Raw genomic sequence first — 21,809 nt, 5'->3', positions numbered from 1 at the left:
TTGTTCGGGCGCGGATTCCTCGTCCTCGGGTGGTGGTTCGGGCGCCTCGGCATCCTCGGGTGGCGCTTCGTCGGTCCAGTGGTGTTCCCAGTCGTAGTCCGGGTCGTAGCGCGGCACGTCGTCCGGCCCGTCATCCGGGTCGTCGGGTGCCGAGGGTGCCGGGCCGTCGGTGGGGTTGGGGTTGTCGGTGAGGACGAGGATCTCGAAGTGGCGGCCGCGGGCGTCGGGCCCGGTGGCGGGGCAGTCGTCCGATCCGCACAGGCACGGCAGGTGGTCGCCGCCGGCGTTGATGATCCCGTGGGCGGCCACGCGACGCTCGCCGTGGGTGCGCGGATCCTCGGGACACACCGATGTCGCCATGGCGTCGAGGCGGCGGTCGGTCAGCTCGGCGTCCACCGCACTGACCCGTCCGTAGATGGATCGGGTGCCGGTGGCGTCGTCGGGTTTGCCGAACGCGATGTTCAACGAGCGCTGCGCGGTCCGGAACCGGCGCACCGCATCCGGGTCGTGGCGCTCGATCGCGGCGTCGATCGCATCGGCGAGTTTCTGCTCGGAGTAGCCGCCCCACCGGGTCGCCACCGCGGCGAGGTCGGCGTCCACCCGCGCCAGCGCGTCGGGGTCGACGATCAGTTGGGTGCGCCACGACGCGGTGGCCGCCACCTTCAGGGTGATGTCGCCGAGGCGCAGCAGGTCCCCGGTCAGGGGGATCCGGTCGCGTAGGTCCAGGGCCTGGTACATCAACCCCGAGGCCGTGCGGTGGCTGACGATCAGGTCGGCGGCGATCTCGGCGGCACAGCAGTCCCAGGCGTCGCAGGCCGAGCGTTCCCGCGAGAGCGCCAACTCGGTACCCAGCCGCCGGTCGACCAGTTCGGCGATCGCAGCCATCCGATGCCCGGAGGTCGCGGCCTCGGCGCGGGCGTAGCCGGTGATCGCGAGGTTCAGCGCGGCATCGTCCATCCCCGCCGGATCCCGAAACGCCTCGCTCATACGTTCGATTATCCGGAAACCGAACCCTTGTCGCCACGGTGCACATTCGACCTGTGGATGAAACCCGGACTGTGGATGACTTAGGCCCGCAACACGATTCGTGTCAGAGTCCTGTGCTAGGCGAACGGGATCTACAGCAGACCCGGCAGGTTGCTGCCCAGGCTCCACGCCCCCGCGGCCACCAGGCCCGTGAGCGTCAGGATCGCCAGCACCCACAGCAGCAGCGTGCGCCGGTTGCGCTGCCGTGCCCACTCGAACTCGGCGATCTCGATGCCGGCGAACTGGTCGGCGGGCGCGGCAGGCACGTCGTCGAGGTCGAGGGCGAACTCTCGCGTCTGCTGCAGCAATGGCGGCCGTGCCGGTGGCTGTTGTTGCGGTGGTGGGTTTTTCGGCGGCAGGATCGGGGGAGGGGCGGGCCGATCCGGGGTGGCCGCAGTGGTGCGCGCCTCGATCATCCTGCTGTGATAGGCCGCGGACGCGTTGTGCTGGGCCGAATTGCGCGGTGCCGGAACGCGAAACGCGGGAAGCCCGAGTTCCTCGGAGATCGCGTCCAGCTCGGCGGCCATGTCCTGGGCGTCGGCGTAGCGGTCGGCAGGGTTGCGTGCGCACGCGGTCGCCACCAGTTCGTCGAACTGCGGTGGCACGCCGGCGATCGCCGCGCTCGGAGCGGGCACGTCGTTGTCCATCCGCTGATAGGCGATCGCCAGCGCGGTGTCGCCGGTGAACGGCGTTGTCCCGGTGAGCAGTTCATAGGCGAGCACGCCCACCCCGTACACGTCGCTGCGCGGGCTGGTGTCACCGGTGCCCACCTGCTCCGGCGAGAGGTACGCCGCCGTTCCCAGAATGACGCTCGTCGAGGTGATCTTGGCGTCGGCGACGGCACGCACCAGGCCGAAGTCGGCGATCTTGACCTCGCCGTCGTCGGAGATCAACACGTTCTCCGGCTTGATGTCGCGGTGCACCAGCCCGGCCCGGTGTGCGACGGCCAGGCCGCTGAGGACGGGCCCCAGGACCGCGGCTACGGCGTGCGGCGGCATGGGGCCGCGCTCGCGGAGCAGTTCCCGCAACGTGCCGCCCTCGACGAGTTCCATGACCAGATAAGCGGGCCTGCCACCGGGACCTCCGTCACCCTGGTCGTACACCGCCACCAGGCCGGGATCCTTGAGCCGCGCGACGGCGCGGGCCTCGCGCTGGAATCGGGTGAGGAACTGCTGATCGCCCGAATACCGCGTGTCCATCACCTTCAACGCGACGGGACGATCCAACCGGAGGTCGAGTCCGCGGTACACGGTGGACATGCCGCCGGTCGCGATCAGGTCCTCAACGCGGTAGCGCCCATCGAGCACGGCTCCCAAAAGCGTGTCCGATTGTTGGCTGCTTTCCACGCCTGCATCTTAGACTTGCACCGATGAGCAGCATTCCCGCCGCCGAGGACGTACTCGATCCCGATGAGGCCGTCTACGACCTGCCCACCGTCGCCTCGATGCTTCGAGTTCCGATCACCAAGGTGCACCAGCACCTGCGCGAAGGGCACCTCATCGCGGTGCGTCGCAAGGGCGTGGTGGTGGTGCCGACGGCGTTCTTCGACGACGGACGCGTCGTGAAGGCCCTGCCGGGCCTCCTGGTGGTGCTGCACGACGGCGGCTACCACGAGACCGAGATCGTGCGCTGGCTCTTCACGCCCGATCCGTCGCTGACCATCACCCGCGACGGATCGGCCGAACGCACCTCGAACGCGCGTCCGGTCGACGCCCTGCACTCGCATCAGGCCCGCGAGGTGCTCCGGCGCGCCCAGGCGATGGCCTACTGACCGCTCGCCGTCGTGGTCGGGTGACCGACCTCGTCGGGCAGCGGGCGTTTCGCCAGCGAATACCACGCCGCGACAGCGCATCCCGTGGCGAGTAGTACGTGCACCCAGGAGTACATGCCGTGCGACCCGTCGGGTTTGAAGATCACCATGATCCACGTCGAGAAACCCGCGATCAGTGCGATCGCGGGTCTGCTCTGCGCCAGCGCCGACAGGATCGCCAGCGGCCAGGTGTAGTACCACGGCAGGGCGGCGGGCACGAACAGCACGACGACCAGCATCGCCAGGGCGATGCCGGTGAGGGCCTCGCGGTCGTCGTGCCGAAAACGCCACCAGATCAAGGGGAGTGCTATCGCGATGATGGCGATGCCCGCGATGCGCGTGATCTCGAGCACGGCGTAGAAGCTGACGGGGAGGAACAGGCCGCCGACGGCGTTCACCAGGTTCGCGATCGCGGTCGGCACCGTCAGCCAGTTGATGATCTTGACCGAACCCGCCAGTGCTGTAAGCCATCCGAGGCCGACCCCGGCCAGCCAGGACACGACGGCGAACACCACGACGAAGATCCCGACCGATGCCGCCGTGGCGATCGCGAACGCGCGGACCGAACCCAGATCGCGGCGGTCGCGTAGTCGGTGCATCCACATCCACACCATGAACGGCAGCGCGAGCACCGCGGTCGCCTTGACCGCCACGGCGATCGCGATCAGGACCACCCCCCAGGCGGGCCGGTTGGCGACCGTCAGCGCGATCGCGGCCATCATCAGGCCGACCATCAGCATCTCGTTGTGCACCCCACCCATGAGGTGGATGATCACCAGCGGGTTCAGCACGCAGATCCACAGCGCGGCAGCGCCGTTGGCACCGATGTGGCGAGCGACGCGGGGGGCCGCCCAGATGAGCATGACCAGCCCCGGCAGCATGCACAGCCGCAACAGGAACGTGCCCGCGATGACGTCGTTGCCGACGATGTTGGTGACGAACTTCGCCACCAGGATGAAGGCGGGTCCGTAGGGCGCCGTCGTCGTCGTCCAGATCGGACTCACGTTGTCCAGCAACGGGATGTCGTTCTCGATGGGCCCGACGACGTACGGGTCGAAGCCGTCCCGAAGGAGGGCGCCCTGCGCCAGGTAGGAGTAGGTGTCGCGACTGAACACCGGGACACTCAGCAGCAACGGCGCCAGCCAGAAGCCGGTCGTCGCGATCATCTGATACTCGGTGGCCTTGCCGCCGATCACCCGCCGGCCCAGCCACAGCCACGCGAACAGCATGACGGCGACGCCGGACCAGAGCAGGATCGACGACAGCACCAGGCCGTGGCCGAACCGCAGCCAGGACAGGTGCAGTGACTCCAGCAGCGGATCGTGCAGCCGGGTGCTGCCCGCGCCGAGTCCGCCGACGGTGATGAGGCAGGCCCCGAGGAACCCGAGAAGGGCCGGCCTGCCCTCGTCGGAGGTGGCGAACTCACGCAGCGTGCGCAAGCGTTGAGCGGGGCCGGGTTTGGGGTCGTCCAGTGAGGTCGGCATCGTCGTCTTCAGGCTTCTCAGGCGGACCGGTGGGAGGCCAATCTGCCGAGTTCGGCGAGACCGATCTTGGCGTTCACATCGACTGGTGCGGCGTTCAGGGCCTCGAGCGCGCGGCGAGTCAGCATCGCGATGCGGTCCTCGACCGCCGCCAGCGCGCCGACCGACTCGATGACCTGGCAGAGCTCGCGGACGTGGGCGTCGGTCAGGTCGGTGCCGATGGACGTGCGCAGCAGCTTGGCCGCCACCGGATCGGATGCGTCGGCGCGTTCGACCGCCTCGGCGAGCAGCACGGTGCGCTTGCCGGAGCGCAGGTCGTCGCCGGAGGGCTTACCGGTCACGGCGGGATCCCCGAACACTCCGAGCACGTCGTCGCGCAGCTGGAACGCGATCCCGAGGTCGGTGCCGAGATCGTGGAAGATGCGTTGCACGTCGGGCCGGTCGGCCGCCGCGGCTGCACCGAACTGCAGGGGGCGCGACACCGTGTAGGACGCCGTCTTGTAGGTGTTCACCGTCATGGCCGACGTCACGGAGTCGGCGCCGCTGGCCTCGGCCGCGATATCGAGGTACTGACCGCCGAGCACCTCGGTGCGGATGTCCGACCACACGCGCTGCACCCGCTGACGCGCGTCGACGGACAGGTCGGTGGTCGCGATGATGTCGTCGGCCCACACCAGCGAGAGATCGCCGAGCAGGATCGCGGCGGACAGGCCGAACTGCTCCGCTGAGCCGTGCCACTCGCGGCTTCGGTGCTTGTCGGCGAAGAGGCGGTGCACGGTCGGCAGGCCGCGCCGCGTGGCCGACGCGTCGATGACGTCGTCGTGCACCAGCGCACAGGCGTGCAGCATCTCGAGGGCGGCGAACAGTCGAAGGACGTCGTCGCCGGCCACTGCGTCCGCGGGGGCCACGGCCCGCCAGCCCCAGTAGGCGAAGGCCGGGCGCAGCCGCTTGCCGCCGCGCAACACGAACTCCTGGAGGGCGGCGGTCATCTCCGCGTAGTCGGCGCCGATGTAGGCGGCGTCGGCACGACGTTCCTCGAGGTATCGACGAAGTTGCTCGGTGACGGCTCCGGTCAGCTCGCCAGCCGACGGTGCCGCTGCAGCTGGGTCGAGCGCGATCCCGCTGCGCTCCTCGCTGGTGCTCAGTCGGCTGCCCCTTTCACTACCCCCGAGTGCACTCAGAGTAGAGCCTGACGAAGTGCTCGTAGCAAGTCAGCGCTGATCGTGCGGGTTCGCCAGCACGGGTGAGCGGTCCCGGCTCAGCCATGCGACGCCGCCGATCACACTCGCCACCAGGAACGCGCCGAGGCCCAGCCAGATGGCCGCTCCGGTGAACGAGCGGGCGCTCGGGTCGGTGTACTTCGCCGACGCGTTCATCGTGCTGACGACGCCGGGCTTGAGTTTCCACTCGACGACATCCGACGAGACCTGGTCGCCGTTCGTCGACGTCACGTCACCGGGGAACGACACCGACAGCGATACGTCGGCCTCGGGGTCGCTGAGCGACGTCAGGTCGACGCGACCCTCCAGAATCACCAGATCCCCGGCGCGGCGCAGTGAGATGTCGACGCCCGCGGCATCCCGATTCATGTTGGCCAGCTGCGGCAACTCGGCGAACGTCAGGTCGGAGAACACCGCCTGGGAGCCGACGTAGTCGTCGCGCTCGTAGCTCGACACCGACACCTTCTGGCTGAACGGCAGCGAGTTGAGCAGCTGCGGACCCTTGTCGTCGGCATCGCGCGGGATGGCCGCCGCGACCAGCTGACCGGAGACCCGGTCGTCGGGGGACACCGTGATCGAGGCGCGCACCCGGACGCAGCCCGCGGCCAGCGGAACGATGAGCGCCACCAGCCCGAGGGCCACGACGCGGCGGACACGGGTACGGGCGGACGAACGCTCGCGCGAGGACCATGTCACCGTCACCTGCGTCATCGTGCCAGAAGTCGCGACCTACAGCGGCAGGGACCGGCCGAGGATCGCGAACGGCCGTGGATCTCCGGCGAAGTGGTAACCGCGGATCACGTCGGTGAACCCCAGCCTGCGGTACAGCCGCCACGCCCGGTTGGCCTCGCCGTTGATTTCGGGGGTGGACAGCAGCACGTGCGCCTCGGTGCGGTCGGCGAGCAGTCGCCGGGCCAGCGCCTCCCCGAGCCCACGGCCCTGCGCGTTCGGTTCGATGTGCAGCTCGGTGAGCTCGAAGTAGCTGGTCATCAGCGCTCTGATGTCCTCGTCGCGGGTGCCGCCCCGCTGCAGACCCGACACGACCTGCTGCTGCCACCACTGGTCGGGCGCCCCTGCGTAGCCGTACGCGACGCCGAGCATCCTGGCGCTGCTCAGAGCCTCGGGGTCGGGGGTCGAGTCGGTGGTCTCGACGGCGGCCACGGCCTTCCACCCCATCCGCCGGGTGTGCTCGATCCACATGGACGCGCGCTGCTCCTCGGTGCCCCGCGGATACCGCATGGCGTCGACGTAGATCGCAAGCGCGCTGGCCAGCCGGGAGTGCATGTCGCTCGGCGACAGGTCGATCAGAAACGTCGACAACCTAGGGTGCCCTTCGCGCGCTCGGTGCGTTGCGGTCCTGTGGCCGGGGGGCCGACGGGGCCGCGAAGATAGACGCCATTATCCGGTTGGCACAGCATCGCCGACGCGGTGGATCGCGTCGAGCGGCCAACGTCATACAATCGAGCGTCGAACAAGGTGGTACGCGTCAGATTGACCTCGTATCATGGCAGTTAGTTGTCCGTGAATGCGGGCAGAAACATCGTTGAACAGTTCAGACGGCCGCGGACGTGCGGGGTCAGGCAAGGGAGGCACGCATGCCACTCTCCGATCATGAGCAGCGAATGCTCGACCAGATCGAGAGCGCGCTCTATGCCGAGGACCCGAAATTCGCCTCGAGTGTTCGTGGCGGCACTCTGCGGGCACCTTCGGCACGGCGCCGGATCCAGGGCGGTCTGCTGTTCGCGGTCGGACTCGCGCTTCTCGTCGCCGGTATTCCGCTGTACACCAGCGTCAGTCACTTCTTCCTCGTCGTCAGCATCGTCGGCTTCGTGGTGATGTTCGGCGGCGTCGTCTTCGCCATCACCGGTCCCAGGGTCGCCGGCGGGCGCGAGCAGGCGGGCGGTGACGCCGGCGGAGCGCGTCCGAAGAAGGGCGGCAAGGGCGGTTCCAGCGGTTCGTTCACCAGTCGCATGGAAGACCGTTTCCGCCGTCGTTTCGAGGAGTGACCGGCACCGTCCGGTTCGCGGGGTAGCCCTTTCGGGGCTGCCCCGTTTTTCTTTGCGCAGCGACACGCCGAGCACGGGTCGGGTGCCGGCGCGCTGAGGTTTCACCCCCCACTGCGCCCCACCCCGGACCTTCGATCGTCCGACCTGGGTTTTTTCCGTTGATGCGGCGTCTGCAGGCAGCCCGTTTCCCGGTTCGTCGACGCCGTTGTGGCACGAAGTGGGTGCCGGTGGCGACTTTTTGCCAGTGAATGGAGCTGAGTGGGGGATTGTGGGGTAAAGTGGCGGTCAGCGGAGCGAAGGGGTTCTGCGAAGCGAGAAGTGCACGGAGGTGTTCGGGATGTTTCTCGGCACCTACACGCCCAAGCTCGACGACAAGGGGCGGCTCACGCTGCCCGCGAAGTTCCGCGACGCACTGGCAGGGGGATTGATGGTCACCAAGAGCCAAGACCACAGCCTCGCCGTGTATCCGCGGGTCGAGTTCGAAACGATGATCACCGAGAAGTACGAGAAGGCTCAGCGCGGGAACCCGGAGGCCCGCGCCTATCTGCGCAACCTGGCTGCGGCCACCGACGAGCAACATCCCGACGCTCAGGGACGGATCACGCTCTCGGTCGATCACCGGCGCTACGCCAACCTCGTCAAGGAGTGCGTGGTGATCGGCAACTTCAAGTTCCTCGAGATCTGGGACGCCCAGGCCTGGCAGGACTACCAGGACACCCACGAAGAGAACTTCTCAGCAGCCTCCGATGAAGCTCTCCACGACCTCATTTAGCCCCGGTGCCCTTGCAGCGTGGCCTCTGCCCGAACCGGCCCTGGCGTACTTCCCCGACGTCAGGTTCGTTCACTCGGGCAGGGACCTCGCTGCAGGGGCACTCCTGTCGATCGAGGCACCCGCGATGCCCCCACCCGCCGATGATTCCGTCCCGCACGTCCCCGTCCTCCTCGACCGCTGCGTCGAACTGCTGACCCCCGCGCTGACCCGGCGCAGTCCCGACGGCGCGGGCGCCGTCCTCGTCGACGCGACGCTCGGAGCGGGCGGGCACGCCGAGCGGTTCCTCACCGACCTGCCCGCCCTGCACCTCGTCGGACTCGACCGCGACCCCACCGCGCTCGCCATCGCGGGGGAGCGGCTCGCCCCGTTCGGCGACCGCGTGACGTTCGTCCGCACCCGCTACGACGGCTACTGGGATCAGCGCACCTCGCAGATCGACGGCGCGCTGTTCGACCTCGGGGTCTCCTCGATGCAGCTCGACCGGGCCGAGCGCGGTTTCTCCTACTCCAAGGACGCCCCGCTCGACATGCGGATGGATCCCGACGCACCGCTGACGGCCGCCGGCATCCTCAACACCTACGACAAGCGGGCCCTCACCGCGGTGCTCCGCGACTTCGGCGAGGAGCGCTTCGCCTCCCGCATCGCGGGCGAGATCGTGCGCCGCAGGCAGCAGAAGCCGTTCGAGACGACGGGTGAACTCGTCGAGCTGCTCTACGCGGCGATCCCGGCGCCGGCGCGGCGCACCGGGGGCCATCCCGCCAAGCGGACGTTCCAGGCGCTGCGCACCGCGGTGAACGCCGAACTCGAATCGTTGCGCACCGCGATTCCGGCCGCGCTCGACGCGCTGGCGGCGGGCGGCCGCATCGTCGTCATGTCCTACCAGTCGCTCGAGGACAAGATCGTCAAGGCCGCGTTCACGGCGGCGACCGCCTCCCGCACGCCGGAGGGGCTGCCAGTCGAACTGCCCGGCCACGAATCCGAGTTCGTGCCGCTTACGCGCGGCGCCGAGAAGGCGACCGCGGAAGAACAGGATCTCAACCCCCGCAGCGCATCGGTTCGGCTGCGCGCCCTCCAGAGAAGGGAAGTGTCGTAATGGCCAAGCGGACTGAGAAGGCACGCGCAGGCAGCGACCGACGGCGCCACCACCCCGAGGGCGGTGCGCCAGCGCGGCGGTCTTCCGAAGCCCCGGCACGGCGCCGCAAGCCCACTCGGGAGCAGCGGCCGGTCCGCTCGGCGCCGCCCACCGGTCCGATCGCCCGGCCCACCGACGCGCCGGCGCGGCCGAAGAACGCCGCGCAGGCCAAGGCGCGCGCCAAGGCCCGTAAGGCCAAGGCGCCCAAGGTTGTTCGGCCTCCGCTGCGGGAGCGACTGCTGATCAAGCTGTCGTCCATCGACCTCGACCCGCGGCGCTTCGTCACCAGGGTGCCCTTCGTGGTGCTGGTGATCGGCGCACTCGGCCTCGGGCTCGGTGTGACGCTGTGGCTGTCCACCGACGCCGCCGAACGGTCCTACCAGCTGGGCCACGCCCGCGAAACCAATCGCGCCCTGATGCAGCAGAAGGACGCGCTCGAGCGTCAGGTGCTGGAAGCCCAGGCCGCCCCCGCGCTCGCGGAGTCCGCCCGCGAGCTCGGCATGATTCCGTCGCGCGACACCGCGCACCTGGTGCAGGACGCGGCGGGCGGCTGGATGGTGGTGGGCACGCCGAAGCCCGCCGAGGGCGTGTCCCCGCCGCCGTTGAACACGCCGCTGCCGGAGCCCACGAAGCCCGCGCCGCCGCCCCCGCCCGCACCCCGCGTGATCGATCCCCGCGAGATCGCCGTGCGCGTGCCGACCCAGGCGCTACCGCCCAACCCGGAGGTCATGGTCGCCGCCCCGGTCCCCGGCGCCCCAGCGGCACCGGTTCCGGCAGTGCCGGCCCCGATTCCGGCGCCGCCGAGCACCGACGTCGTCGTGGCCGCTCCCGCCGCGCCCGCTCCCGCGGTGCCTGCGCCCGGTGCGGCGCCCGAGGTGCCCGTCGCCGTCGCGCCCCTGGCTGCCGGCCCGCAGCACACCGCGGCGCTGCCCGACACCCGGCCGCTACCCGGCCCGCTGCCCGGTCCGCCCCCCGGCATACCGGAAGCGGTGCTGGGAGCACCCGCGTGAGCCGCAAGCAGATCCGCCCGCCCTCGAAAACCGTCGTCACGCAACCACATTCGGCGCGAGCCCGCCGCACTCGGACGTCGTCAGCCGAGGAGGGCACACGCACGTCGTCGTTCGCGTTCCGGCACCGGACCGGCAACATCGTCATCGCGCTGGTGCTGGTGGTCGCCGCCGCGCAGCTGTTCAACCTCCAGGGGCCGCGGGCGGCGGGGCTGCGCGCCGAAGCGGCGGGTCAGCTCAAGGTCACCGACGTCGACGCCGCGGTCCGCGGCAGCATCGTCGACCGCAACAACGACAAGCTGGCCTTCACCATCGAGGCGCGCGCGCTGACGTTCCAGCCCACCCGCGTCCAGAAGCAGCTGGCCGAGGCGAAGGCGACCGACTCCGACGCGCCGGACCCGCCGCAGCGGCTGAAGGAGATCGCGACCGGAGTGGCCGGCCTGCTGAACAACAAGCCCGACGCCCAGACGCTGCTCAAGAAGCTCAGCGGCAAGGACTCGTTCGTCTACCTCGCTCGCGCCGTCGATCCGACGATCTCCGATGCCATCATCTCCAAGTACCCCGAAGTCGGTGCCGAGCGGCAGGACATCCGGCAGTACCCCGGTGGATCGCTGGCCGCCAACATCGTCGGCGGCATCGACTGGGACGGGCACGGCCTGCTCGGCCTGGAGGACTCGCTCGACGCCAAGCTGGCGGGTACCGACGGCTCGGTCACCTACGACCGCGGCTCCGACGGTGTCGTCATCCCCGGCAGCTACCGCAACCGGCACGACGCCGTCGACGGGGCGACCATCGCCCTGACCATCGACGACGACATCCAGTTCTACGTCCAGCAGCAGGTGCAGCAGGCCAAGGAACTCTCCGGCGCGAAAACCGTGTCCGCGGTGGTGCTGGACGCGAAAACCGGTGAGGTCCTCGCCATGTCGAACAACAACACGTTCGACCCGTCGCAGGACATCGGACGTCAGGAAGATCGTGAACTGGGCAACCTCTCGGTGACCTCACCGTTCGAGCCGGGTTCGGTGAACAAGATCATCACCGCGTCGACCGCCATCGAGATGGGGCTGACCAACCCCGACGAGGTGCTGCAGGTGCCCGGTTCGATCGACATGGGCGGCGTCACCGTGAAGGACGCCTGGGACCACGGCACGACGGGGTACACCACCACGGGCATCTTCGGGAAGTCGTCGAACGTGGGGACGCTGATGCTCGCGCAGCGGATCGGGCCGGAGGCCTACGCCAAGATGCTCGACAAGTTCGGGCTTGGTCAGCGCACGGGCGTCGGCCTGCCCGGCGAGAGCGCGGGCCTGGTGCCGCCGATCGACCAGTGGTCGGGCAGCTCGTTCGCCAACCTGCCGATCGGCCAGGGCCTGTCGATGACGCTGCTGCAGATGGCCGGCATGTACCAGGCCATCGCCAACGACGGTGTGCGCATCCCGCCGCGGATCATCAAGTCGACCACGACGTCCGACGGCAGCATCGTGGAGGAACCGCGGCCCGAAGGGGTTCGGGTGGTCTCCGCGCAGACGGCGCAGACCGTGCGGAACATGTTGCGCGCGACGCTGCAACGCGATCCGCGTGGCGAACAGCAGGGCACCGGCTCGGGGGCTGCGGTCGAGGGCTACCAGATCGCGGGCAAGACCGGCACCGCGCAGCAGATCAATCCGGGCTGCGGCTGCTACTACGACGACGTGTACTGGATCACCTTCGCCAGCATGGCTCCGACGAACGATCCCCGCTACGTCGTCGGCGTGATGATGGACAACCCGCATCGCACGGCCGACGGCTCGCCGGGCACGACCGCGGCCCCGCTGGTGCACAACATCAACTCCTGGCTGCTGCAGCGCGAGAACGTGCCGCTGTCGCCGGACCCCGGCCCGCCGCTGGTCCTGCAGAGCTGACGAGGGCTTGCGCGAGGAGTCGTGCGCCGCCGACCCCGAGCCGGGCCGGTACTGTGTCAGGGCCATGAAGTTGCGTCCCTCGCACCCCTCGGGTGTCGCCCTCGCGCCGTTGGCCGAAAGGGTGGGGGCGCACGCAGCGCCTGGTGCGGGCACCGCCGGCGTGCACGTCACGGGAGTGACGCTGCGCAGCCAGGACGTTCAGCCGGGCGACCTGTTCGCCGCGCTCCCCGGTTCATCGACTCACGGTGTCCAGTTCGCCGCCGACGCGGTGCAGCGCGGCGCGGTGGCGGTGCTCACCGACGCCGACGGGGCGCAGACGCTGCCCGCCGACCCGAGCGTGCCCGTGGTCGTCCATCCGTCGCCGCGGGCGGTGCTCGGTGAGGTGGCGGCCACCGTCTACGGGAACCCGTCGCAGCAGTTGCGCGTCATCGGGGTCACCGGGACCTCCGGAAAGACGACGACGACCTATCTCGTCGAAGCGGGTCTGCGCGCCGCGGGGCGGGTGGCGGGCCTGATCGGCACCATCGGCATCCGCATCGACGGGCGCGACGAACCCAGCGCGCTCACCACCCCGGAAGCGCCCGACCTGCAGGCCCTGCTGGCGGTGATGCTCGAACGCGGCGTGGACACCGTCGTCATGGAGGTGTCCAGCCACGCGCTGACCCTGGGCCGCGTCGACGCGGTGCGCTTCGCCGTCGGCGGGTTCACCAACCTGTCGCGCGACCACCTCGACTTCCATCCGACGATGCGGGACTACCTGGACGCCAAGGCCAAACTGTTCGACCCCGCTTCCGCCACGCACGCCGAGGCGTCGGTCGTCGTGGTCGACGACGATGCGGGCCGGACCATCGCGGACCGGGCACACCGGCCCACGACCGTCAGCGCCGCCGGGGCGGCGGCCGACTGGACGGTCCGCGACGTGCGGACCGTGGCGCGGGCGGGCCAGGAGTTCACCGCGGTCGACGCCGCCGGGGTGCAGCACGCACTGCGGATCGCCCTGCCGGGGCACTACAACGTCGCCAACGCGCTGCTGGCCGTGGCGCTGCTCGACGCCGTCGGCGTCTCGCCCGAGCAGGCGGCACCGGGTCTGCGCGCGGCGGCGGTGCCCGGCCGGCTCGAACCGGTCGACGCCGGGCAGGACTTCCTCGCCGTAGTGGACTACGCGCACAAACCGGGTGCGCTGCGGGCGGTGCTCGAGACGCTGCGCGATCAGGCCCCCGGCAGGATCGCGGTGGTGTTCGGGGCGGGTGGAAACCGCGACCAGGGCAAGCGCGAGCCGATGGGCGCCGTCGCCGCCGAACTCGCCGACCTCGTCGTCGTCACCGACGACAACCCCCGCGACGAGGAACCGGCCGACATCAGAGCCGCGATCATGGCGGGCGCGGCCGGCGTGCCCGCCGCCGCCGAGATCGTCGAGGTGGGCGACCGGCGCGCGGCCATCGACTACGCCGTCGGCTGGGCAGCTCCCGGCGACACCGTGCTGATCGCGGGTAAGGGGCACGAAATCGGCCAGACCAGCCGCGGGCGGACGCGCCCCTTCGACGACCGCACGGAGTTGGTGCACGCGCTGCAAGCCCTGAGGACGCACACGTGATCGACCTGACCCTGGCCCGGATCGCCGAGATCGTCGGCGGGGAACTCGTCGACGTCTCGGCGGCGGCCGCCGCCGAGATCCGGGTGACCGGCACCGTCGAGTTCGACTCGCGCGCGGTTACGCCAGGTGGGCTGTTCCTGGCGCTGCCCGGCGCGCGCTCCGACGGCCACGACCACGCGGCCGGTGCGGTGGCCGCGGGTGCGGTGGCGGTGTTGGCGGCGCGACCGGTCGGGGTGCCCGCGATCGTGGTCGAACCGGTGGGCGCGGCGGACGCCGGTGCCAGCGTGCTCGAGCACGACGTCGACGGCTCGGGTGCCGCGGTGCTGCAGGCGCTCGCTCGCCTCGCGGCCGCCGTCGCCGAGGAGCTGGTGGCGGGCGGGCTGACGATCGTCGGCGTCACGGGCTCGTCGGGGAAGACGTCGACGAAGGACCTCCTCGCCGCGGTGCTCGCACCGCTGGGTGAGGTGATCGCCCCGCCGGGGTCGTTCAACAACGAGTTGGGCCATCCGTGGACGGTGCTGCGCGCGACCGCCGACACCGACTATCTGATCCTCGAACTGTCGGCGCGCCATCCCGGCAACATCGCCGCGCTCGCCGCCATCGCGCCGCCGTCGATCGGCGTCGTCCTCAACGTCGGCACCGCGCACCTCGGCGAGTTCGGCTCCAGGGAGGCGATCGCCACAACGAAAGCCGAACTGGTGCAAGCGGTTCCGGCATCCGGCGTGGTGGTGCTGAACGCCGACGACGCGGTGGTGGCCGCCATGGCCGAGAAGACGTCGGCACGCGTGGTGCGGGTCGGCCGGTCGCCGTCGGCGGACGTGTGGGCCGGTGACGTCGGCCTCGACGAGCTGGCCCGGCCCCGGTTCACGCTGCACGCCGGCACCACCGCCGTCGACGTGGCGCTCGCGGTGCACGGTGACCACCAGGTGTCCAACGCGCTGTGTGCGGCGGCGGTCGCGTTGGAGTGCGGGGCCACCCCGGACCAGGTCGTGACGGCGCTCGAGGGCGCGGGTCCGGTGTCGCGACACCGCATGCAGGTGCACACCCGCGCGGACGGCGTGACCGTGGTGAACGACGCGTACAACGCCAACCCGGACTCCATGCGGGCGGGTCTGAAGGCGCTGGCGTGGATGGCGTCGTCAACCGAGCCGAAGCGGCGGAGCTGGGCGGTGCTGGGGGAGATGGCCGAGTTGGGCGACGACGCTATCGCCGAACATGACAGCATCGGTCGACTGGCCGTGCGCTTAGATGTGTCTCGGCTCGTCGTCGTCGGAACCGGGAGGTCCATGAGCGCCATGCATCACGGGGCGGTGATGGAGGGGTCGTGGGGCAGCGAGGCCGTCGTGGTCGCCGACGCCGACGCCGCACTCGACCTGCTGCGCGCCGAGGTGGGCCCCGGTGACGTCGTGCTGGTGAAGGCGTCGAACTCGGCGGGTCTCGGCGCGCTGGCCGACGCGTTGGCGGAGCTGCGATGAAACAGATTCTGATCGCCGTCGCCCTCGCACTGGCGGTCTCGATACTCGTCACGCCGATGCTGATCCGGTTGTTCACCCGGCAGGGCTTCGGCCACGAGATCCGCGAGGACGGGCCCCCGAGCCATCACAAGAAGCGCGGCACGCCGTCGATGGGCGGGGTGGCGATCATCGCGGGCATGTGGGCCGGCTATCTGGGCACCCACCTCGTCGGCCTCGCGCTGAACGGCACGGGTCCGTCGGCGTCGGGGCTGCTGGTGCTGGGCCTGGCCACCGCGCTCGGCGCGGTCGGGTTCCTCGACGACCTCATCAAGATCCGCCGCTCGCGCAACCTCGGCCTGAACAAGACGGCCAAGACGGTCGGTCAGCTGGCCGCCGCCGTGGTGTTCGGCGTGCTGGTGCTGCAGTTCGCCAACGCCGACGGGCTGACGCCGGGCAGCACCGAGCTGTCCTACGTGCGCGAGATCGCCACGGTGACGCTCGCACCCGCGGTCTTCGTGCTGTTCTGCGTCGTGATCGTCAGCGCGTGGTCGAACGCGGTGAACTTCACCGACGGTCTCGACGGGCTGGCGGCCGGCGCGATGGCGATGGTCACGGCGGCGTACGTGCTGATCACGTTCTGGCAGTTCCGCAACGCGTGCGCGACCTCGCCGGGCCTCGGCTGCTACAACGTGCGCGATCCGCTCGACCTGGCCCTCGTCGCGGCGGCCACCGCGGGCGCGTGCATCGGCTTCCTGTGGTGGAACGCCGCGCCCGCCAAGATCTTCATGGGCGACACCGGGTCGCTGGCGCTGGGCGGCATCATCGCCGGGCTGTCGGTGACCAGCCGTACCGAGACGCTGGCGGTCGTGCTCGGCGCGCTGTTCGTCGCCGAGGTCACGTCGGTGGTGGTGCAGATCCTGGCGTTCCGGACGACGGGCCGACGGGTGTTCCGGATGGCGCCGTTCCATCACCACTTCGAGTTGGTGGGTTGGGCCGAGACGACGGTGATCATCCGGTTCTGGCTGCTCACGGCCATCGCGTGCGGGCTCGGCGTCGCACTCTTCTACAGCGAGTGGCTGGCGGCCGTCGGAGCCTGACTCCACGCCGGTTTCGCGACACGCGCCCGGATGTGCCCCGTGTTACGAGAGTGACGGGGGAGGATTCTGGGGTGCAAGGGACAGTTGGGGCGGCGCGGGAGATCAGCGCGTGAAGGCCCTTCTCGGCCGCTTGCGTCTGCGTCGGTCCGCCCCCGACGCCGCGCCCGCCACGGGGTCGTCCGAGGCGGTCAAGGCGGTCAAGGAGCCCCGGACCCGCTTCGGTGCGTGGCTCGGCCGGCCCATGACCTCGTTTCACCTGATCATCGCTGTCACCGCACTGCTCACCACGCTCGGCCTCGTCATGGTGCTGTCGGCGTCGGGCGTGCGGTCCTACGACGACGACGGCTCGCCGTGGATCATCTTCGCCAAGCAGGTGCTGTGGACCGTGGTCGGCCTGCTCGCCTTCTACGTGGCACTGCGCATGCCGGTCAACCTCATGCGCAGGCTGGCGTTCCCCGGCTTCGCGTTCACGATCGTGCTGCTTATCCTGGTGCTGATCCCGGGGATCGGCACCCTGGCCAACGGTTCCCGCGGCTGGTTCGTGGTGGCGGGCCTGTCCATGCAGCCCTCGGAACTGGCCAAGATCGCGTTCGCGATCTGGGGTGCGCACCTACTGGCCACCCGCCGCCTGGAACGGGCGTCGCTGCGCGAGTTGCTGTTCCCGCTGGTGCCCGCCGCGGTGGTGGCGCTCACGCTCATCGTGCTGCAGCCCGACCTCGGTCAGACCGTGTCGCTCGGCATCATCCTGCTCGGCCTGCTGTGGTACGCCGGTCTGCCGCTGAAGGTGTTCGTCAGCTCGCTGCTCGCGGTGGTGGCCTCGGCTGCCGTGCTGGCGGTGTCGGAGGGCTACCGCTCGGCTCGGGTGTCGTCGTGGCTGGACCCCATGGCGGACGCCCAGGGCTCGGGCTATCAGGCCAAGCAGGCCCGGTTCGCACTGGCCAACGGCGGCTTCTTCGGGGACGGGTTGGGACAGGGCACGGCGAAGTGGAACTACCTGCCCAACGCGCACAACGACTTCATCTTCGCGATCATCGGCGAGGAACTCGGCTTCGTGGGCGCCGCCGGTCTGCTCGGCCTGTTCGGACTGTTCGCCTACACCGGCATGCGCATCGCACGTCGCTCGGCCGACCCGTTCCTGCGGCTGCTGACCGCGACCGCCACGCTGTGGATCCTCGGACAGGCCTTCATCAACGTCGGTTACGTCGTCGGCCTGCTGCCGGTGACCGGACTGCAGCTGCCGCTGATCTCCGCGGGCGGAACCTCGACGGCGACGACACTTCTGGTGCTGGGGATCATCACCAACGCCGCGCGACACGAACCCGAGGCGATCGCCGCCCTGCGGGCGGGCCGCGAGGACACCGTGAACCGGTTGCTGCGGCTGCCGCTGCCCGAGCCGTACGCCCCGACGCGGCTGGAGTCCGCCCGCGACCGGTTGCGCAGCAGGCCGGGGAAGCAGGCGGGCAAGCCGGGGAAGGCCGCCCCTAAGACCAAGGCCGCCCCGAAGACCAAGACCAAGGCCAAGGCCAAGGCGAAGGCCAAGGCCAAGCCGAAGCCGGAACCCAAACGCCAGCCGCCGCGCAGCGACAGGCGCGCAACGGCCCAGGCGGCCGATCGGTCGGATAGGCGCTCAGGGCATCATGGAGGCCGTCAGCGCCAACCGAGCCGACGGGCTCGACCACTGGAAGGTCAACGTCACGGGTGACTAGCCCCCGCTTCTCCGTCGTCCTCGCGGGCGGCGGCACTGCAGGTCACGTCGAGCCTGCGATGGCCGTGGCCGATGCTCTGGTGGCTATCGACCCGAGCGTGCGCATCACGGCCCTCGGCACCCAGCGCGGGCTCGAAACCCGGCTGGTGCCCGAACGCGGGTACGACCTCGAGCTGATCACGCCGGTGCCGCTGCCCCGCAAGCCGTCCGCCGACCTGGTGCGGTTGCCCGCGAGGGTGCGCCGGGCCGTGCGGCAGACCAGGGCCGTGCTCGACGGCGTCGAGGCCGACGTGGTGATCGGATTCGGCGGCTACGTCGCGCTGCCCGCCTATCTCGCCGCGCGCAGCGTCGCGTGGTCGCGTCATCGCCGCGTCCCGGTCGTCGTGCACGAGGCCAACGCCAGCGCGGGCTGGGCGAACCGAGTCGGCGCCCGGTCGGCGCAGCGTGTGCTGTCCGCGGTGCCGAATCCGGGTCTGCGTCACGTCGAGGTGGTGGGCGTACCGGTGCGGGACACCATCACCTCGCTGGACCGGGCGGCGCTGCGCGCTGAGGCGCGGGCCCACTTCGGGTTCGCCGACGACGCCCGCGTGCTGCTGGTGTTCGGCGGTTCGCAGGGTGCGCAGTCGCTGAACCGGGCCATGGCGGGCGCGGCGAAAGACCTTGCCGCCGCAGGTGTCTCGGTACTGCACGCCCACGGTCCGAAGAACACGCTGGAGCTGCGCGACCCGGCACCCGGCGATCCGCCGTACGTGGCGGTGCCGTACCTCAGCCGAATGGATCTGGCCTACGCCGCAGCCGACCTGGCGATCTGCCGGTCCGGGGCGATGACGGTCGCCGAGGTGACGGCCGTCGGCCTGCCCGCGGTGTACGTACCGCTGCCGATCGGCAACGGCGAGCAGCGGCTCAACGCACTGCCCGTGGTGAGAGCAGGCGGGGGACTGCTCGTCGCCGACGCCGACCTCACCCCGGCGTTCATCGCGAGCACGGTGGGCGAGCTGCTCGTCGACGACGGCAGGCTGGCGGCGATGACGGCCGCCGCCGCGCTGGCGGGCCATCGCGATGCCGCCCAGCAGGTGGCCAGGGTGGCGCTCGCCGTGGCGCAGGAGTTCAGGAGGGTCGGCCGATGAGCGCTCAGCCGCTGCCCCCCGACCTCGAGCGGGTGCACATGGTCGGCATCGGCGGTGCCGGAATGTCGGGGATTGCGCGGATCCTGCTGGACCGCGGCGGACAGGTGTCGGGTTCGGACGCCAAGGAGTCCCGCGGGGTCGCCGCGCTGCGCGCTCGCGGTGCGACGATCCGCATCGGCCACGACCCCGCGGCGCTCGACGAGTTACCGGGCGGCCCCACCGTCGTGGTGAGCACGCAAGCCGCCATCCCGCAGGACAACCCGGAGTTGGTGGAGGCCCGGCGTCGGGGCATACCGGTGATCATGCGGCCCGTCGTGCTGGCCAAGCTGATGGCCGGCTACACCACGGTGATGGTGAGCGGGACGCACGGCAAGACGACGACGACGTCGATGATCGTGGTCGCGTTGCAGCGCAGTGGTTTCGATCCGTCCTTCGCGGTCGGCGGCGATCTGGGGCAGGCGGGCACCAACGCCCATCACGGCAGCGGGTCCCACTTCGTGGCGGAGGCAGACGAGAGCGACGGATCGCTGTTGGAGTACTCGCCCGACGTCGCGGTGGTCACGAACGTGGAGGCGGATCACCTCGACTTCTTCGGCACCGAGGAGGCGTACGCGGCGATCTTCGACGAGTTCGTCGGCCGACTTCGGCCCGGCGGTGCGCTGGTGGTGTGTACCGACGACCCCGGCGCTGCCGCACTGGCGGCGCGGTCAGCCGAGCGGGGCGTGCGGGTGCTGCGATACGGTAGCGGTCAGGACGCGAATCTTGCTGGGGCGCTGATTGATTGGGAGCAGCAGGGCACCGGTGGGGTGGCGACGATCCAGCTCGCGGCCGACGATCTTCCGCGCGGGGTGCGGCTCGCGGTTCCGGGCAGGCACATGGCGCTCAACGCGCTCGGCGCCACGCTGGCCGCCGTCGAGGCGGGCGCGGACGTCGATTCGGTCCTCGACGCCCTCGCCGGCTTCGAGGGGACGCGGCGCAGATTCGAAGCGGTCGGAACGGCCTCCGGGGTGCGGGTCTTCGACGACTACGCGCACCATCCGACGGAGGTCAGGGTGAACCTCGAGGCGCTGCGGGCGGTTGCGGGGGAGGGCCGGTCGATCGTGGTGTTCCAGCCGCATCTGTACTCGCGTACGGAGACGTTCGCCCGCGAGTTCGGCGAGGCGCTTTCGCACGCCGACGAGGTCTTCGTGCTGGACGTGTACGCCGCGCGCGAGCAGCCGATCGCGGGGATCAGCGGTGCGTCGGTGGCCGACCACGTCACCGTGCCCGTGCATTACGTGCCGGACTTCTCGGCCGTCGCGGGCCGGGTGGCGTCGGCGGTGCGTCCCGGTGACGTGGTTGCGACGATGGGGGCGGGTGACGTGACGCTGCTGGGCCGGGAGATTCTGGCGGCGGTGCAGGACCGGACGCGCGCGCCGTGACGGAGCCGACGGACGCCGAACCGAAGCCGGACACCGAGCCCCCGCCGGCAGTCGAATCCGGACCGGAGCCGGCCGAGCCCGAAGCCCCGCCCGCTGCCGACGGCGACGCCGAGGATTTCGAGGGCCCGCGCAGGCGGGCCCGGCGCGAACGCGAGGAGCGCAGGGCGGCGCAGGCGCGGGCGACCGCGATCGAGGAGGCGCGGCGCGCGGCGAAGCGGAAGGTCGACGGCCGCGTGGGGGTACCCGCGAAACCGCCTGCGCGCGGCCTCATCCGAGGGCTGAAGGTGCTTCTGTGGACCACCGGGATCAGCATCGTGGTGGTCGGTCTCGGGCTGGTGCTGTACTTCACGCCCATCATGTCGGTGCGCTCCACCGTCATCACGGGACTCGGCGCGGTCACGCAGCAGGAGGTGGAGCAGGCCGCCGCGGTGGCGCCGGGCACACCGCTGCTGCAGGTGGACACCGATGCCGTCGCCGAGCGCGTCGCGACGATCCGCCGGATCGCCAGCGCGAGGGTGCAGCGCGAGTACCCCTCGACGCTGCGGATCACGGTGGCCGAACGGATTCCGCTGGTGGTCAAGGACTATCCGGACGGCCCGCACCTGTTCGACCGCGACGGCGTCGACTTCGCGACGGCGCCGCCGCCACCGGGGCTGCCGTATCTCGACGCGGAGGCGCCGGGCCCGAACGACGATCCGACGAAGGCGGCGCTGCAGGTACTGACGGCACTGAGTCCGGAGGTCGCAGGCCAGGTGAGCCGGATCGCCGCGCCGTCGGTCGCGGCGATCACGTTGACGCTCAACGACGGTCGCGAGGTGATCTGGGGCACTACCGACCGCACCGACGACAAGGCGATGACGCTCGGTGCGCTGCTCACGCAGCCGGGGCGGACCTACGACGTCTCCAGCCCGGATCTGCCGACCGTCAAGTAGAGAAAATTCCGCGAGCTTTCGGCGCGCCTGCACGGACGAGTCGGTTCCTCGCCCTACCGTTCGTGTTGCGCGGAACTACTTGACATAACTCTAAGCCTATGGTTGAGGTTTAGGGTTTGGCACC

At 70.5% G+C, this 21,809-nt stretch carries 19 protein-coding genes; 13 read left to right on the top strand and 6 right to left on the bottom strand.

The window, feature by feature from the left end; all coding sequences use genetic code 11:
• Positions 1-987: DUF222 domain-containing protein (locus tag NM203_RS28655; protein ID WP_255064032.1), on the bottom strand; the 987-nt coding region annotated here is incomplete at its 3' end.
• 131 nt (positions 988-1,118) lie between these two features.
• A complete protein-coding gene (locus NM203_RS28650; RefSeq protein ID WP_255064030.1) occupies positions 1,119-2,372 on the bottom strand; it encodes a protein kinase domain-containing protein in 1,254 nt (417 codons plus the stop codon).
• Positions 2,373-2,395: 23 nt separating this feature from the next.
• Between NM203_RS28650 and NM203_RS28645 the strand changes: the two genes are divergently transcribed.
• Complete coding sequence (locus tag NM203_RS28645) at positions 2,396-2,797, top strand: Rv2175c family DNA-binding protein (protein WP_255064029.1); 402 nt, start codon at positions 2,396-2,398, stop codon at positions 2,795-2,797.
• On the opposite strand, the gene NM203_RS28640 is transcribed toward NM203_RS28645, so the two are convergent.
• From NM203_RS28640 to NM203_RS28625, 4 genes are all read right to left on the bottom strand, one after another.
• Complete coding sequence (locus NM203_RS28640) at positions 2,791-4,320, bottom strand: alpha-(1->6)-mannopyranosyltransferase A (RefSeq protein ID WP_255064028.1); 1,530 nt, start codon at positions 4,318-4,320, stop codon at positions 2,791-2,793. The genes NM203_RS28645 and NM203_RS28640 overlap by 7 nt on opposite strands.
• A 17-nt stretch (positions 4,321-4,337) precedes the next feature.
• Positions 4,338-5,435, bottom strand: coding sequence for a bifunctional (2E,6E)-farnesyl/geranyl diphosphate synthase (gene idsA2 / locus NM203_RS28635; RefSeq protein WP_308212861.1), 1,098 nt, complete (start codon positions 5,433-5,435; stop codon positions 4,338-4,340).
• Positions 5,436-5,528: 93 nt separating this feature from the next.
• On the bottom strand, positions 5,529-6,248 hold the full coding sequence (locus NM203_RS28630; RefSeq protein WP_408633430.1) for an LppM family (lipo)protein: 720 nt from the start codon (positions 6,246-6,248) through the stop codon (positions 5,529-5,531).
• Positions 6,249-6,266: 18 nt separating this feature from the next.
• Positions 6,267-6,857: a GNAT family N-acetyltransferase gene (locus NM203_RS28625; RefSeq protein WP_255064026.1), complete on the bottom strand. Its 591-nt coding sequence runs from the start codon at positions 6,855-6,857 to the stop codon at positions 6,267-6,269.
• A gap of 275 nt (positions 6,858-7,132) precedes the next feature.
• On the opposite strand from NM203_RS28625, the gene NM203_RS28620 reads away from it, so the two are divergent.
• The 12 genes from NM203_RS28620 (at position 7,133) to NM203_RS28565 (ending at position 21,685) form a co-directional block, all read left to right on the top strand.
• Positions 7,133-7,543, top strand: coding sequence for an SCO2097 family morphological protein (locus tag NM203_RS28620; protein WP_255064025.1), 411 nt, complete (start codon positions 7,133-7,135; stop codon positions 7,541-7,543).
• 337 nt (positions 7,544-7,880) lie between these two features.
• Positions 7,881-8,315 (top strand): division/cell wall cluster transcriptional repressor MraZ, encoded by a 435-nt coding sequence (gene mraZ / locus NM203_RS28615; RefSeq protein ID WP_255064024.1) that lies wholly within the window; start codon positions 7,881-7,883, stop codon positions 8,313-8,315.
• Positions 8,316-8,439: 124 nt separating this feature from the next.
• The gene (gene rsmH, locus NM203_RS28610) at positions 8,440-9,408 is read left to right on the top strand and encodes a 16S rRNA (cytosine(1402)-N(4))-methyltransferase RsmH (RefSeq protein ID WP_255064057.1); all 969 of its coding nucleotides are present in this window, start codon (positions 8,440-8,442) and stop codon (positions 9,406-9,408) included.
• Positions 9,408-10,457: a cell division protein FtsL gene (locus tag NM203_RS28605; RefSeq protein ID WP_255064022.1), complete on the top strand. Its 1,050-nt coding sequence runs from the start codon at positions 9,408-9,410 to the stop codon at positions 10,455-10,457. The genes rsmH and NM203_RS28605 overlap by 1 nt, the downstream gene beginning before the upstream one ends.
• Positions 10,454-12,355: a peptidoglycan D,D-transpeptidase FtsI family protein gene (locus tag NM203_RS28600; RefSeq protein WP_255064020.1), complete on the top strand. Its 1,902-nt coding sequence runs from the start codon at positions 10,454-10,456 to the stop codon at positions 12,353-12,355. Before NM203_RS28605 ends, NM203_RS28600 begins: the two co-directional genes overlap by 4 nt.
• A gap of 64 nt (positions 12,356-12,419) precedes the next feature.
• The gene (locus tag NM203_RS28595; RefSeq protein WP_255064019.1) at positions 12,420-13,949 is read left to right on the top strand and encodes a UDP-N-acetylmuramoyl-L-alanyl-D-glutamate--2,6-diaminopimelate ligase; all 1,530 of its coding nucleotides are present in this window, start codon (positions 12,420-12,422) and stop codon (positions 13,947-13,949) included.
• Positions 13,946-15,424 carry a UDP-N-acetylmuramoyl-tripeptide--D-alanyl-D-alanine ligase gene (locus tag NM203_RS28590; RefSeq protein WP_255064018.1) on the top strand — a complete coding sequence of 493 codons (1,479 nt, stop codon included), beginning with the start codon at positions 13,946-13,948 and terminating at the stop codon, positions 15,422-15,424. The genes NM203_RS28595 and NM203_RS28590 overlap by 4 nt, the downstream gene beginning before the upstream one ends.
• A complete protein-coding gene (mraY, locus tag NM203_RS28585) occupies positions 15,421-16,500 on the top strand; it encodes a phospho-N-acetylmuramoyl-pentapeptide-transferase (RefSeq protein ID WP_255064014.1) in 1,080 nt (359 codons plus the stop codon). The genes NM203_RS28590 and mraY overlap by 4 nt, the downstream gene beginning before the upstream one ends.
• Positions 16,501-16,609: 109 nt before the next feature.
• Complete coding sequence (gene ftsW, locus NM203_RS28580) at positions 16,610-18,202, top strand: putative lipid II flippase FtsW (protein ID WP_255064013.1); 1,593 nt, start codon at positions 16,610-16,612, stop codon at positions 18,200-18,202.
• Entirely contained in the window at positions 18,199-19,332 is a 1,134-nt protein-coding gene (gene murG, locus NM203_RS28575) for an undecaprenyldiphospho-muramoylpentapeptide beta-N-acetylglucosaminyltransferase (protein ID WP_255064008.1), read from the top strand. The genes ftsW and murG overlap by 4 nt, the downstream gene beginning before the upstream one ends.
• Positions 19,329-20,753 (top strand): UDP-N-acetylmuramate--L-alanine ligase, encoded by a 1,425-nt coding sequence (gene murC, locus NM203_RS28570; protein ID WP_255064007.1) that lies wholly within the window; start codon positions 19,329-19,331, stop codon positions 20,751-20,753. The genes murG and murC overlap by 4 nt, the downstream gene beginning before the upstream one ends.
• Entirely contained in the window at positions 20,750-21,685 is a 936-nt protein-coding gene (locus NM203_RS28565; RefSeq protein ID WP_255064006.1) for a cell division protein FtsQ/DivIB, read from the top strand. The genes murC and NM203_RS28565 overlap by 4 nt, the downstream gene beginning before the upstream one ends.
• The last annotated feature ends 124 nt before the right edge of the window (positions 21,686-21,809 follow it).

The organism is Mycolicibacterium arenosum (assembly GCF_024320865.1).
Classification (GTDB): Bacteria; Actinomycetota; Actinomycetes; order Mycobacteriales; family Mycobacteriaceae; genus Mycobacterium; species Mycobacterium arenosum.
Note: the sequence above shows the minus strand (reverse complement) of the source record. Positions and strands in the feature narration are given on the sequence as shown.

Excerpts from the sequence above, each read along its gene's own strand:
- NM203_RS28645 (WP_255064029.1), top strand. The coding sequence starts at position 2,396 with ATGAGCAGCATTCCCGCCGCCGAGGACGTACTCGATCCCGATGAGGCC.
- NM203_RS28640 (WP_255064028.1), bottom strand. The coding sequence starts at position 4,320 with ATGCCGACCTCACTGGACGACCCCAAACCCGGCCCCGCTCAACGCTTG.
- NM203_RS28630 (WP_408633430.1), bottom strand. The coding sequence starts at position 6,248 with ATGACGCAGGTGACGGTGACATGGTCCTCGCGCGAGCGTTCGTCCGCC.
- NM203_RS28620 (WP_255064025.1), top strand. The coding sequence starts at position 7,133 with ATGCCACTCTCCGATCATGAGCAGCGAATGCTCGACCAGATCGAGAGC.
- mraZ (WP_255064024.1), top strand. The coding sequence starts at position 7,881 with ATGTTTCTCGGCACCTACACGCCCAAGCTCGACGACAAGGGGCGGCTC.
- rsmH (WP_255064057.1), top strand. The coding sequence starts at position 8,440 with ATGCCCCCACCCGCCGATGATTCCGTCCCGCACGTCCCCGTCCTCCTC.
- NM203_RS28605 (WP_255064022.1), top strand. The coding sequence starts at position 9,408 with ATGGCCAAGCGGACTGAGAAGGCACGCGCAGGCAGCGACCGACGGCGC.
- NM203_RS28595 (WP_255064019.1), top strand. The coding sequence starts at position 12,420 with ATGAAGTTGCGTCCCTCGCACCCCTCGGGTGTCGCCCTCGCGCCGTTG.
- mraY (WP_255064014.1), top strand. The coding sequence starts at position 15,421 with ATGAAACAGATTCTGATCGCCGTCGCCCTCGCACTGGCGGTCTCGATA.
- murC (WP_255064007.1), top strand. The coding sequence starts at position 19,329 with ATGAGCGCTCAGCCGCTGCCCCCCGACCTCGAGCGGGTGCACATGGTC.